We start from the raw sequence: 12993 nt of genomic DNA on the forward strand, positions 1-12993 counted from the left end.
CATGATGCTTCAGCCCGTCTTTATCGCTTCCAGGCCATTCGAAGCGCTGGATTTTCTCGTGTAACCTAAGGCACCGACTTTGATGGGGCGCCCAGCAATGAGGCCGGCGGGCCTGCTCTCGCGTCTGCTTGGCGACGTTCGCGCAAACACCCTCGCAATCATGGCCGCGGCGATGATTCCGCTGATCGGCATGATCGGCGGCGGCATCGACCTGTCGCGCATGTACATCGTCAAGACGCGGCTGCAACATGCGTGTGACGCCGGCGCGCTCGCGGGCCGCAAGGCGATGGGCGGCGGCACCTGGGCACAATCCAGCTATTACCCGCGCACGGCCGCCGAGAAGTTCTTCGACGCCAACATCTCGTCTTCGGCCTATGGCGCGACGACGATCAACCGCACCTTTTCCGAAAATGCCGGCAAGGTCACGGGGAGGGCATCCGCGACCCTGGCGATGACCCTCATGCGGGTGTTCGGCTTCAGGACGCAGACGATTGCAGTCAGCTGCGATGCCGAAATGCGGCTGCCCAACACGGACGTGATGTTCGTGCTCGATACCACCGGGTCGATGGCGCAGACCGCGGGTAGCGACAACGTTTCGAAAATCGATGCGCTGAAGGTAGCGGTGAAGTGCTTCTACGAAATCGTCGCGCGGCTCGACACGGATGCGAACTGCACCACCGGCAATCCAAGCGGTGGCACCGGCGATCAGGTTCAGATCCGGTTCGGGTTCGTACCCTATGCCGTGAACGTCAATGTCGGGCGGCTGCTGAAACCGGAATGGATGGCCGACCGATGGACCTACCAGAGCCGGAGGGTCTATTCGGGCGGAACCTACGGTCCATGGAGCGCATACTCTGATTATGGATTGATCCTCTGCAGTTCCGTTCCCGCCGACACGGAAACCCAGCAGTATCAGGTGACAGGCAGCTTCCTGATTTTCTGCAGGGTCCAGCAGCGGACACGCAGCATGACCCCGGTCACCTGGGAATATGCTCCGATCGAACAGGACGTAAGCGGACTGAAGAACGGCACCGGCTGGAATGCGAGCTTCATCCGGCCGATCGGCGATGGCGCCTCGGCAAAGACGATCAACTGGCCCGGGTGCATCGAGGAGCGGAAGACGGTCCCCACGAGTACGTTCACGTCGATCACCAGCGACATGAACGACCTGAACATCGACATGGTGCCGACCAGCAACGCGGACACGCAATGGAAACCGTGGCTGCCGGACCTGATCTACACGCGCCAGAGCACGAGCAACAGCGGCACCGCAGGGTGGAACCGCGCGGTTGTCAGGGACATGAAGACCTACACCAATTCGTCCTATGCGGCGTGTCCGACCCCCGCCGAGAAACTGCGGACCTGGAACAATGCGGCGGCGTTCAGTAGCTATGTCGACAGCCTCACGCCGGAAGGGAATACCTATCACGACATCGGGATCCTTTGGGGTGCGCGGTTGCTCTCGCCCACCGGCATCTTTTCGTCCGAGAACGCCTACACACCCAAAGGCGGCGAGATCGAACGGCACCTGATCTTCATGACGGACGGCGACACACAGGCGGCAGTGAGCGACTATAACGCTTACGGCATTCCGTGGTTCGACCGCCGTCAGACGCCCGACACCGTCACTCCCACGGACACGATGCTGGAGGCGCAGATCAATGCGCGCTTCGCGGCACTCTGCACCGCGGTCAAGAACAAGAACATCACGCTTTGGGTGATCTCCTTCGGTTCGATCACGACGGACACGCGGAACCGCCTTCAGACCTGCGCGACGTCGGGCCGCTACTTCAGCGCGAACGATGCGGCAGCCTTGCAGGCGACGTTCAAGTCGATCGCCGACCAGATCTCGCAGCTGCGGCTTACCAAGTGATGGCGGGCGATCCGACCTGTCGCACCCTAGCGAGGCGGCTGGCGCACGATCGCCAGGGTGCGACGATCGTCGAATTCGCCCTGGTCGCCCCCGTGCTGGCGGTGCTCCTGATGGGCGCGTTCGACATCGGCCACGGCCTCTATGTCAACGCAGCCCTTCAGGGGATCGTCCAGAAGACCGCGCGCGACTCGGCGCTGGAGGGCGGCACCAGCACCGCGACGGCGGCCGCGCTCGACAAGCAGGTAGCCGATCAGGTGCGGGTGCTCGCCAGGAATGCGCAGGTCTCCATTTCCCGGCGCTTCTACCGCAACTATGCCGCAGCGGCGGCAAAGAAGGCCGAAAACTTCACCGACACGAACAAGAACGGCACCTGCGACAAGGGGGAGCCATATGAGGACGCGAACCTCAATGGCACCTGGGACCCCGACGGCGGCAACGCGGGCCAAGGGGGTGCCAAGGACGCGACCGTTTATACCGCCACCGTCAGCTACACCCGGCTGTTCCCGTTCTGGCCCCTCGTGGGCGGAAGCCCGAGGGCACGGGTGAGCGCGACGACCGTGCTGCGCAACCAGCCCTATGGCGACCAGGGCAGCTATGGCGCCGCGGTGGTCCGGAACTGCGCATGATGGTTCCCGGGTTCCCGCTCCTCCGCCGGCTCGCCCGTGAGCGCCGGGCGCTGGCGCTGACCGAGTTCGCCATCGGGCTTCCGGTGTTCCTGTTGCTCACCCTGACGGGCGCGGAACTGACGAACTTCATCATCACGCGGATGCGGATCAGCCAGGTCGCCCTGCAGCTTGCCGACAATGCCGCGCGCATGGGCAGCGGCAGCCTTCTTTCCGCCAAGACCATCAGCGAGACGGACATCAACGACCTGCTGACCGGCGCCGGGCTGCAAGCCGGCGGGCTCGACCTCTACGCGAACGGGCGGGTCATCGTTTCGGATCTCGAGCCGGTCGCAAACCCGAACACCACGTCCCGATACAAGATCGTCTGGCAGCGATGCCGTGGCAGCGGCCCGGGAAGCTCGTCGTACGGGAAAGCCGGCGACACGGGCCTGAGCGGCATGGGGCCCGCGGGGCGCCAGGCCTTTGCGCCGGACGGCGGTGCGACGATGTTCGTGCAAGTCATCTACACGTACCGACCGCTGGTGCGGTTGTCGTTGGCGCCCTCCTCGACGATCACCGAAGTCGCGTCGATGATGGTGCGCGACCGGCGGGACCTGAGCATCATCTACAACGTCGAGAAGGCCGCCATCTCGAACTGCTGACGCAAAAAGGGCCGGCGGTTTCCCGCCGGCCCTCGAGCCGCTTCGAGGATCCCCTCGATCAGCCCTTGTAGGTCACCTTCTTCACCGTCTCGACCACGCGGTCGGCGGTGACGAGGGCGAGCTTCTCCAGGTTTGCCGCATAGGGGAGCGGCACGTCCTCGTTGGTGACGCGCAGCACCGGTGCGTCGAGGTCGTCGAAGCCCTGCTCCATCACGACGGCCGCGATCTCGCTCGCGATCGAGCAGACCGGCCAGCCTTCCTCGACCACCACCAGGCGGTTGGTCTTCTTCAGGCTTGCGAGCACCGTCTTGGTGTCGAGGGGACGCAGCGTGCGAAGGTCGACGACCTCCGCCTCGATGCCCTCGCCTGCAAGCTTTTCCGCCGCCTCCAGCGCCACGCCCACGCCGATCGAGTAGGACACGATCGTGACATCCTTGCCCGGGCGCATGATGCGCGCCTTGCCGATCGGCAGGACATAGTCGTCGAGCTTGGGCACCTCGAAGGTGCGGCCGTACATCAGCTCGTTCTCGAGGAACACGACCGGGTCTTCCGAGCGGATCGCGGCCTTGAGCAGGCCCTTGGCATCCGCCGCGTCATAGGGCGCGATGACGACAAGGCCGGGGACGCTGGCGTACCACGGGCCATAGTTCTGCGAGTGCTGCGCGCCCACGCGGCTCGCGGCGCCGTTGGGACCGCGGAACACGATCGGGCAGCGCATCTGACCGCCGGACATGTAGTTGGTCTTGGCAGCCGAGTTGATGATGTGGTCGATCGCCTGCATGGCGAAGTTGAACGTCATGAACTCGACGATCGGCTTCAGGCCGCCCATCGCAGCGCCGGTGCCGACGCCGGCGAAGCCGTATTCGGTGATCGGCGTGTCGATCACGCGCTTGGGGCCGAATTCCTCGAGCAGGCCCTGGGTCACCTTGTAGGCGCCCTGGTACTCGGCGACTTCCTCACCCATCACGAACACGCGGCCGTCGGCGCGCATCTCCTCGGCCATCGCGTCGCGCAGCGCTTCGCGGACGGTGACCTTCACCATCTCGGTGCCTTCCGGCACTTCGGGGTCGGTCGAGGTGTTCTCGACAGCATGGACGAGCTGGGTGGTGCCCGTCTCCTGATCCTTGGGCGCGTCCGAAACGGCTTCGGTGCGCTGGTCGGAAGGGGTCTGCACGCCACCCTCGCCGTCGGCCGGCTTGGAGCCTGCGGCTGCGCCGGTCGAGGTCTGCGACGCGTTGGCGGCTTCCGCCACGTCCTCGCCCTCACCCGCGATCAGCGCGATCACGGTGCCGACCTTCACATTGTCGGTGCCCTCGGTCACCAGGATCTTGGCGATCGTGCCTTCGTCGACGGCCTCGAACTCCATGGTCGCCTTGTCGGTCTCGATCTCGGCCATGATGTCGCCGGACTTGACGACATCCCCTTCCTTGACCAGCCACTTCGCCAGCGTGCCCTCTTCCATCGTGGGCGACAGCGCCGGCATCTTCAGTTCGATCGCCATCTCAGTAGTTCTCCACCAGCACGTCCGTATAGAGCTCGGCCGGATCGGGCTCCGGCGTGCTCTCGGCGAAGTCGGCGGCCTCGTTCACCACCTTGCGGATTTCCTGCTCGATCGACTTCAGATCGGCCTCGCCGACGCCCAGCTTCTCCAGCTCGCGCTTGGCGGCTTCGATCGGGTCGGAATTGTCGCGCATCGCCTGCACTTCCTCGCGCGAGCGGTACTTGGCCGGATCCGACATCGAGTGGCCGCGATAGCGATAGGTCTTCATCTCGAGGATGATCGGTCCCTTGCCCGCACGCACCCACGCCAGCGCCTCTTCGGCGGCACCGCGGCAGGCGAGCACGTCCATGCCATCGACCTGGATGCCCGGGATGCGGAAGCTCTCGCCGCGCTTGTAGAGCTGGTCTTCCGCCGACGAGCGGTTGACGCTGGTGCCCATGGCGTACTGGTTGTTCTCGATCACGTAGATGATCGGGAGCTTCCAGAGCTCGGCCATGTTGAAGCTCTCGTACACCTGGCCCTGGTTGGCCGCGCCATCGCCGAAATAGGCCATCGCGACGCCGCCATCCTCGTTGTACTTGTGCCCGAACGCCAGGCCGGTGCCGAGCGACACCTGCGCGCCGACAATGCCGTGCCCGCCGTAGAACTTCTTCTCGGTCGAGAACATGTGCATCGAGCCGCCCTTGCCGCGGCTGATGCCTGCGGCACGTCCGGTCAGCTCGGCCATGATGACCTTGGGATCGATGCCATAGGCCAGCATGTGGCCATGGTCGCGATAGCCGGTGATTACCGAGTCCTTCTCGCCGTCCAGCGCGGACTGCAGGCCGACTGCGACCGCCTCCTGGCCGATATAGAGATGGCAGAAGCCGCCGATGAAGCCGAGGCCGTAGAGCTGGCCCGCCTTCTCCTCGAAGCGGCGGATCAGCAGCATCTGCTTGTAGAAGTCGAGCAGTTCCTCCTTCGAGGCCTCGTAGCGCGTCGGTTCGTTGGGACGCTCACGGTTCGGAACGGCAGGTTCGCTCTTGGCGCTCTGCGCCGGTGCCTTTGCCACGATGTAGGTACCCTCATGCCTGGGAAAGGGGAAAGGAGCCGAGCCTATAGGCCGGTTTCTCTCCCAACTGCAATCACCCGGCCGGAGCGGCTGGGCGACCGCGCTGGCCACCTGCTAGCGCAACTCGGCCTAGCCGTCGACCGTCCCTGCGCAGCGATCCGCGTTGCCGGTACCGGTGCCGAGCGGCATGATGAACTCGTCCGGGTGCGCGACGTTCAGCTGCTTGCGCACCAGTTCGTCGACCATGTCGGGATCGGCGTGGCGGGGATCGAGCAGCGCGACGCGGTTGCGCAGCTCCGACCGCGCCTTGTCCAGGCACGCGTAATAGGCCTGGCGCTGGGCCAGCTTGCGGGAATAATCGCGGTAGGCGAGAATGCCGTTGGGCCCGAGCACCGCATAATAGCCGAAGAACCCCATGAACAGGATCGCGAACGCGGGAAATCCTGCACGACGGAGTATCGGGTGAAGCGGCGAGGAGCGCGGCATGCCCCGATATTTGCGCAAGCCGCGGGCGTGCGCAAGGTCGCCTGAGTCGAAAACATCAAGAGATTCGAAGCTGATGCATCTACGCCACGACCCCGCCAGCCCCGCTGCCGAGCCGATCGACTTCGATGCATTTCTCGCGGTCGACGTCCGCGTCGGAACGATCGTCGCTGCCGAAGAGTTCCCAGAGGCGCGCAAACCGGCGATCAAGCTGCGGATCGACTTCGGCCCGACAATCGGGATCCGCCGGTCGAGCGCGCAGATTACCGAGCATTACACGCCCGAGGCGCTGATCGGGCGACAGGTGGCGGCGGTGGTGAACTTCCCGCCACGCCAGATCGGCAAGTTCCTGTCCGAAGTGCTGACGCTCGGCTTTCCGGACGCAAACGGCGCCGTCGTGCTGTTCGCGCCGGATCGGAAGGTGCCGGATGGCGGGCGGTTGTTTTAAGGGGCTCTGACTACCTAAGCCTCCCTGCTTCAGGTGGTGCTTAGCTGTCGCCTGCCAGTGCCAGGGCTGCATATCCTAAGGCAATGGCCAGGCCCGCCAAAGGTAGCCATCCTACGAAGACCTGCGCCGCCCACAACGGCCAGAACTTGCCAGGTGCCTTCGCACGTGAGATCGGAGGCTTGCCCACAGATGCCATCCACTCGCTGTATGGCTCAAGGTAGCCCGTTCGCAGGCTCCGCCAGGCGCCGACAGCAAGGACAATCTGACCTACGAAAACAAGTAGGCCGAACAACGCTGCTAACATAGTGCGACACCTGCGAATGTTCCCGGACCGAAGGTATTCTTGTAACGTCCGCAACCGCGTTTAGCGCCCCCCCCTACGTCACCCCAGGCGAAGACGGCACATGCCACCGCTTGCGCGTGCGGTCCGGTTGATCCCAGCCCTCGCCGGGATGACGGATGCGTTTGCGCTCTAGGTTCATGGGACATCGGGGGAAGCGGGTCGCCCGCGCCTCCCCCTGCCCCGCTCAGACGCGCAGGATCGAGCGGCCCGCGTAGCGTGCGGCGTCGCCCAGCTCTTCCTCGATGCGGATCAGCTGGTTGTACTTGGCGAGCCGGTCCGAGCGCGCGAGGCTGCCGGTCTTGATCTGGCCGCAGTTGGTGGCGACCGCGAGATCCGCGATGGTCGCGTCCTCGGTCTCGCCCGAGCGGTGGGACATGACGGCGGTGTAGGACGAGCGCTGGGCCAGGCTCACCGCCTCCAGCGTCTCGGTCAGCGTGCCGATCTGGTTGACCTTCACCAAGAGCGAGTTGGCGAGGCCCTTGCCGATGCCCATCGCCAGGCGCTCCGGGTTGGTCACGAACAGGTCGTCGCCGACCAGCTGGACCTTGTCGCCGATCTTGTCGGTGAGCGCCTTCCAGCCCTCGAAGTCGTCCTCGCCCATGCCGTCCTCGATCGAGAAGATCGGGTAGCGGGCGGCGAGGTCTGCCAGATAGTCGGCCATCTCGACCGGGGTGAGCGACTTGCCCTCGCCGACCATCTCGTACTTGCCGTTCTTGAAGAACTCGGTCGCGGCGCAGTCGAGCGCCAGCATCACGTCGTCGCCGGGCGTGTAGCCGGCCTTCTCGATGCTGGTCATGATGAAGTCGAGCGCGTCGGTGGTGGACGACAGGTTCGGCGCGAACCCGCCCTCGTCGCCGACCGAGGTCGCCAGGCCCTTGTCGTGCAGGCCCTTCTTCAGCGTGTGGAAGATTTCCGAGCCGCACCGCACCGCCTCGGCCAGGCTCGGCGCGCCGACGGGCATCACCATGAATTCCTGGAAGTCGATCGGGTTGTCGGCATGCTCGCCACCGTTGATGATGTTCATCATCGGCACCGGCAACAGGTGCGCCGAAACGCCGCCGACATAGCGATACAGCGGCAGGCCGCGCGCATCCGCCGCCGCCTTGGCGACCGCAAGGCTCACGCCCAGGATGGCGTTGGCGCCGAGCCGGCCCTTGTTGGGCGTGCCGTCGAGCTCGATCATCGCCCGGTCGACGTCGGCCTGATCCTCGGCATCGAGGCCCAGCACCGCCTCGGCGATGTCGGCGTTGACCGCGTCGACCGCGGCCTGGACCCCCTTGCCCATCCAGCGGGACTTGTCGCCGTCGCGCTTTTCGACGGCTTCGTGCGCACCGGTCGAGGCGCCCGAGGGCACGGCCGCGCGGCCCGTGCTGCCGTCTTCCAGCATCACGTCGACCTCGACGGTGGGGTTCCCACGGCTGTCCAGGATCTGGCGTGCGTGGATGTCGATGATTGCGGTCACGTAACGATCTCCCTACCTTCGCGGCCGGACGCTGCCGGCGATCGCGCGCAGCCCTATCCGCTCGGCCCTCGCGGGGCAATTCGTGCCGGATCGGGAACCGCTGTCGCCGGCTTTGGTTCTCCAGGCGAACCACGAAGGGAAACGCACGATGAGCGACACCAACCGGACCGACCCGCTTTCGAGCACGGGCCCTAGCGACACCAACGTCGAGTTCACGCCCTCTTCCAGCACCGCCGGTGGCGCGGACGTCAGCTTCGAGCCAGCCGGCAGCGACAAGTCCGTATTCGAGACCGCAGGCGTGGCCGGCGAGGGCGGGAGCACCACCGACACCGCGACCGACAAGGCCAAGGGTGCGGCACAGACGTTGAAGGACGAGGCCAACAAGCTCGGTCGCCAAGCGACGGACAAGGCACGCGGCCTTGCCGACGAGGGCAAGCTGCGCGCGACCGGCGCACTCGACGAATTTTCGAAGATGATGGAAGATGCCGCCGGCACGGTCGACGACAAGCTGGGCGAGCAGTACGGCCAATACGCCCGCTCCGCCGCGCAGGCGCTGTCGGGCTTCTCCGACTCGCTGCGCGACAAGGATGTCGATGAGCTGATCGAGGACGTGCGCGGGTTCGTGCGTAAGAGCCCGGCAGTCGCGATCGGCACCGCGGCCGCCCTGGGCTTCGTCCTGGCGCGCGTGGTGAAGGCGGGCGTGGACGGCGCCGCGGACGCCACCGACACGACCCTGACGGCCTGACCGCGAGCGAGTGGACGCGATGCGCGATAGCAGGAGCGACGCCAGTATCGGCGAACTGATCCAGCGGCTCGTCTCGGATGGGCGGACCTGGATCCAGGCCGAGTTGTCCGTGTGGAAGGCGGTCGCCGCCTCCCGCAAGAACGACGCGATCCTGGGCGTCGCCCTCGGCGTTGGGGCGCTGGTGCTCACCTTTGCAGCGATCGGCGCCCTGCTCGTCGGGCTGATCCTGGTGCTTCGCGAACCCTTGGGCGACGGCGGCGCGACCGCCGTGGTCGTCCTCGTCGCGCTCGCGATCGCCGGCATCCTCGGCAAGATGGCGGCGACGCGGCTGGGCCGCGCCTTTTCGGGAGACGGGCTATGACCGAACCCCAGGGCGTTGCAGCGGCCCGTGCCAACGCGCAGCAGGCCAAGTCCAGGATGCTGGGCACCGTCGACGCGATCAAGGCCCGGCTGAACCCGGGATCCGTCGCGGAAGACATGGCGGGCCGGGTCAAGGAACGGGCATCGGCCGCGGTCGAGCAAGGCGTCGCCGTCGTCCAGCGCGAGCCCCGCGCCGTGGCGGCGGGTGCAGCCGGGCTGTTCGCCTTGTTCATCACGCCGAAGCTGATCCGCAGCCTTCGCCGGCGCTGCAAGCAGAAGCGGGCGCGCGCAAAGGTACCCGCCACCGTCGCCAGCCCGGAGCCGCCAGCACCGCCCCCCGCAGGATCCTGACACCATCACTGGGCCCTCACCGGCCCCTAGCAAGGACAAGTGGAATGACCACGAACGGCAACAACACCACGGCTTCGACCAACGCGTCGGCGGACACCCAGACCGACGCAGGCACCCTCGGCCACCTGCGCGAGAGCGCCAGCCACGCCTATGAGACCACGCGCGAGAGCGCCGCGACGGCGGCGGCGCGGGCGAGCGAAGGCATCGAGGCGAACCCGCTCGCCGTGCTCGCGGGCGGCGTCGCGCTCGGCGCCATCCTTGGTGCGCTGCTCCCGAAGTCGGAGAGCGAGCAGAAGGTGCTGGGCCCGCTGGGCAAGCGCCTGTCCGAGACGGCTGCCGCTGCCGCGACCGCCGCTCGCGACGCCGGGAAGGAACAGCTGACCAACGCGATCCCCGACAAGGATGCTGCCAAAGAGTCGCTGAAGAAGGCGTTCGGCAACGTCGTCGAAGCAGCGAAGGACGGCGGAAAAACGGCTGCCACCGGTAACACGAACGCCTGAACGCCCGTGCACCCTTGAGTGCGCGGCTCCAATCGCTATGCCGCAACGCAGCACATATCAGGAGCCGGCATGAGCAAGATGCACCTCGTTTTCGGTGGTCGCGTGAGCGACCCCCAAACCCTGGACTTCGTCGATCTGAAGGAAGTCGATCTGGTCGGATTGTTCCCCGACTATGAAAGCGCCGAGAAGGCGTGGCGCGCCGCTGCGCAGCGCACCGTCGACGACGCCGAGATGAAGTACGTGGTGGTCCCGCTGCACCGCCTGCTCGAACCCGAGCTGAAGTAACAGCAGCCGGCAGAGCCGAAATGAGACGCGGCCGCTTCCCGATCGGAAGCGGCCGCGTTTTTTTATTCGGGTCGGGCGGAGCCGAAGCGGGCGACCCGCTTCGGCCCCTTACAGGGCGAAGCGCGCGGTGACCCGCAAGTCCCGCCCGGCGAGCGGCGCATAGTCCTTCAGGTAGCTCGCGTGGCGGCGCGCGACCACGTCGAACAGGTTGTTCGCGGACAGGAGCAGGCTCGTCGGGTTGTTGCGTCCCCAGGGCTTCAGCGTCAGCGAGGCGTTCACAAGCGTGTAGGCGCCCGTCTCGGTCTCGTTGGCGGCGACCCGATCCTGCTTGGTGACATGCTCGACCTCCAGGCGACCCTGCGCGAGCGCGCCCTGTGCCTCAATGCCGCCAAGCAAGCGGAGCGGCGGGATGCGCGGCACCGGCCCACCGTTCTTGATCGTCGCGTGGGTATAGTCCGCGACGCCATCCACCACCACGGCGGTGCTGCCGATCTGCGCCAGCCGTGCCGATGCTTCCGCCTCGAGGCCGTAGAAGCGCGCATCGACCTGGTTGTACTGGTAGACCGGCAGGCCGTCCTCGAGCTCGCCTGTCGGCTGTTCGTAGATGAAGCCGTCATACCAGTTGTGATAGGCCGCAAGGCTGAAGTCGAAGCCGTCCCCGCCACCCTTCAGCGTCGCCTCGACGCCGTTGCTGCGCTCGACCCCGAGGTTCACGTCGCCGATCTCGAACGCCTGGGTGCCGGCATGTGGGCCGTTGGCGAAGAGTTCCTCCGCGGTCGGCGCCCGCTCGCTGTGCGACAGCGACACGCCGAACCGGATCCCGCTGCTGCCCAGCCCTATGCTCGCACCACCGGCGGCCGAGAAGGCATTGAAGCTGCGCTCCAGCCGGCCGTTGCCGAGGTCTGCGTCGGGCTGCGCCACCGCCTCGGTGCGCTCGTACCGGCCGGACAGTTCGCCCCGCACCGTGCCGAAATCCGCGCTTTGCAGGGTGAAGACACTGTATTGCTGCGTTTCGTTGCGCGGCAGGAATTTCTCCTCGCCGATGACGTTGAGCGTGCGGATCAGCATCTGCGCGCCGGTCGTCCCGCGCCAACCTCCGCGAACCGCCTGCTGTGCTTCCACGCGCGCTTCGAGCCCCTGGCTGTAGAAGGTCGTGCCGACCTCGCCCGTGTCCTCGAGTTCCTGGTGGCGATAGTCCGCGATCGCACCGCGGAAGCGCAGCCGGTCGATGAAGCCTCCGGTCTCCACCTCGCCGCGCATGTCGAGGCGCGTCTGACGCATGGCGATGCGGACCTCCTCCGCTTCCTCGCCGGGCTCGATCGCATAGCGCACGGGCACGCCATAGTTGGTGTCGTAGTGCGACACGGAAAAGCCGAGGTTGCCCCCGTCGGCGACCACGGCCGCACCGCCGGCGACCTGCCAGGTCTCGGCCGAGCTGTTGGGAAGCGTTCCGCTGAGGTTTGCCAGATCGGCGATGTCCGGATCGCTGCTTGCAGCCGCGGCCCGACGCTGCGGCCCGGCCAGGATGTGGCCCCCGGTCTCCAGGTCGTCGGACTTGGTGTAGCTGCCATCGGCATGGAGGACGACCTTGCCGCCGACCGGCACGTCGATGCTGCCCGAGGCGGTACGCTCGTCCGCGGCCGATCCATAGCCGACGATGCCGTCGAGATGGACCGGCTCCTCCGGAAGCGTGCGCGGGATGCGGCTGTCGATCACATTAACCACGCCGCCGATCGCCGACGGACCGAACAGCAGCGCCGCGGGACCGCGGAGCACCTCGATCCGGTCGGCGATCAGCGGGTTGATGGCGACCGCATGATCGACGCTGGTGGTCGACACGTCGAAGCTGCCGATCCCCTCGGTCAGCACCCGTGCGCGATCCCCCTGCAGGCCGCGAAGGATGGGCCGCGAGGCGCCGGGCCCGAAGCTGCTGGAGCTCACGCCGGGCTGCCGTGCCAGGGTGTCGCCCAGGGTGGGGCGCAACGAGCGGGTCAGCGCCTCCCCCGAAAGCACGGTGGTGCCGCCGAGCAGGTCCGCCTTCGGGCGGTCCAGCGACGCCGTGACGACGATGTTGGCGCCGATCTCCTGGTGGTTGGGGTCGGTGGTGGTGCCCTGCCCTGCCTGCGCGGCCGCGTCCGCCGGAACGCCGTCGGTCTCTGCCGGGGCAGCATCCGGGCGCGCATACGCCGGAAGTGCACAGGCGAGCGCAGCACTACCAAGAAGAAGACGAGCAAACGACATCAAGACCCTCCCACAAGCGGACGGCCTCCCCTAGCGGGCAATGATACAACGTCACAAGAGCAGATTTGCCTCTGTGACAAAGT

General features: G+C 66.5%; 14 protein-coding genes. 9 read left to right on the top strand and 5 right to left on the bottom strand.

Annotation, left to right across the window (positions count from 1 at the left end):
* Nucleotides 1-160: 160 nt before the first annotated feature.
* Genes EO081_RS07690 through EO081_RS07700 form a run of 3 tightly spaced genes read left to right on the top strand, consistent with a single transcriptional unit; the run spans nt 161 to nt 3140 of the window.
* Nucleotides 161-1873 carry a pilus assembly protein TadG-related protein gene (locus EO081_RS07690; RefSeq protein ID WP_260153821.1) on the top strand — a complete coding sequence of 571 codons (1713 nt, stop codon included), beginning with the start codon at nt 161-163 and terminating at the stop codon, nt 1871-1873.
* Nucleotides 1873-2499 carry a TadE/TadG family type IV pilus assembly protein gene (locus EO081_RS07695; protein WP_129341259.1) on the top strand — a complete coding sequence of 209 codons (627 nt, stop codon included), beginning with the start codon at nt 1873-1875 and terminating at the stop codon, nt 2497-2499. The genes EO081_RS07690 and EO081_RS07695 overlap by 1 nt, the downstream gene beginning before the upstream one ends.
* Nucleotides 2496-3140, top strand: a complete 645-nt coding sequence (locus EO081_RS07700; protein WP_129341260.1) for a TadE/TadG family type IV pilus assembly protein — start codon at nt 2496-2498, stop codon at nt 3138-3140. Before EO081_RS07695 ends, EO081_RS07700 begins: the two co-directional genes overlap by 4 nt.
* Nucleotides 3141-3198: 58 nt before the next feature.
* Here EO081_RS07700 and EO081_RS07705 read toward each other — a convergent pair whose 3' ends face one another.
* From EO081_RS07705 to EO081_RS07715, 3 genes are all read right to left on the bottom strand, one after another.
* Nucleotides 3199-4641 (bottom strand): pyruvate dehydrogenase complex E1 component subunit beta, encoded by a 1443-nt coding sequence (locus tag EO081_RS07705; protein ID WP_129341261.1) that lies wholly within the window; start codon nt 4639-4641, stop codon nt 3199-3201.
* A gap of 1 nt (nt 4642) precedes the next feature.
* Nucleotides 4643-5692: a pyruvate dehydrogenase (acetyl-transferring) E1 component subunit alpha gene (pdhA, locus tag EO081_RS07710; RefSeq protein WP_129341262.1), complete on the bottom strand. Its 1050-nt coding sequence runs from the start codon at nt 5690-5692 to the stop codon at nt 4643-4645.
* 129 nt (nt 5693-5821) lie between these two features.
* Complete coding sequence (locus EO081_RS07715) at nt 5822-6178, bottom strand: FtsB family cell division protein (RefSeq protein WP_165284546.1); 357 nt, start codon at nt 6176-6178, stop codon at nt 5822-5824.
* A gap of 73 nt (nt 6179-6251) precedes the next feature.
* On the opposite strand from EO081_RS07715, the gene EO081_RS07720 reads away from it, so the two are divergent.
* Nucleotides 6252-6623, top strand: coding sequence for a tRNA-binding protein (locus EO081_RS07720; protein ID WP_129341263.1), 372 nt, complete (start codon nt 6252-6254; stop codon nt 6621-6623).
* Nucleotides 6624-7150: 527 nt separating this feature from the next.
* Here the strand turns inward: EO081_RS07720 and eno are convergent.
* Complete coding sequence (gene eno, locus EO081_RS07725) at nt 7151-8428, bottom strand: phosphopyruvate hydratase (RefSeq protein WP_129341264.1); 1278 nt, start codon at nt 8426-8428, stop codon at nt 7151-7153.
* Between the two features lie 148 nt (nt 8429-8576).
* Between eno and EO081_RS07730 the strand changes: the two genes are divergently transcribed.
* The 5 genes from EO081_RS07730 to EO081_RS07750 all read left to right on the top strand — a co-directional run bounded on the left by EO081_RS07730 (nt 8577) and on the right by EO081_RS07750 (nt 10669).
* Complete coding sequence (locus EO081_RS07730; RefSeq protein ID WP_221214962.1) at nt 8577-9173, top strand: hypothetical protein; 597 nt, start codon at nt 8577-8579, stop codon at nt 9171-9173.
* A 19-nt stretch (nt 9174-9192) separates the two neighbouring features.
* Nucleotides 9193-9534 carry a phage holin family protein gene (locus tag EO081_RS07735; protein WP_129341265.1) on the top strand — a complete coding sequence of 114 codons (342 nt, stop codon included), beginning with the start codon at nt 9193-9195 and terminating at the stop codon, nt 9532-9534.
* The gene (locus EO081_RS07740) at nt 9531-9884 is read left to right on the top strand and encodes a DUF3618 domain-containing protein (protein ID WP_129341266.1); all 354 of its coding nucleotides are present in this window, start codon (nt 9531-9533) and stop codon (nt 9882-9884) included. The genes EO081_RS07735 and EO081_RS07740 overlap by 4 nt, the downstream gene beginning before the upstream one ends.
* Before the next feature lie 44 nt (nt 9885-9928).
* A complete protein-coding gene (locus tag EO081_RS07745; protein ID WP_221214963.1) occupies nt 9929-10384 on the top strand; it encodes a hypothetical protein in 456 nt (151 codons plus the stop codon).
* Nucleotides 10385-10453: 69 nt separating this feature from the next.
* Complete coding sequence (locus EO081_RS07750; protein WP_125961882.1) at nt 10454-10669, top strand: DUF4170 domain-containing protein; 216 nt, start codon at nt 10454-10456, stop codon at nt 10667-10669.
* A 108-nt stretch (nt 10670-10777) separates the two neighbouring features.
* Here EO081_RS07750 and EO081_RS07755 read toward each other — a convergent pair whose 3' ends face one another.
* On the bottom strand, nt 10778-12910 hold the full coding sequence (locus EO081_RS07755) for a TonB-dependent receptor domain-containing protein (RefSeq protein ID WP_129341267.1): 2133 nt from the start codon (nt 12908-12910) through the stop codon (nt 10778-10780).
* Nucleotides 12911-12993 lie beyond the last annotated feature (83 nt).

Source organism: Sphingomonas desiccabilis (genome assembly GCF_004135605.1).
Lineage (GTDB): Bacteria > Pseudomonadota > Alphaproteobacteria > Sphingomonadales > Sphingomonadaceae > Sphingomonas > Sphingomonas desiccabilis.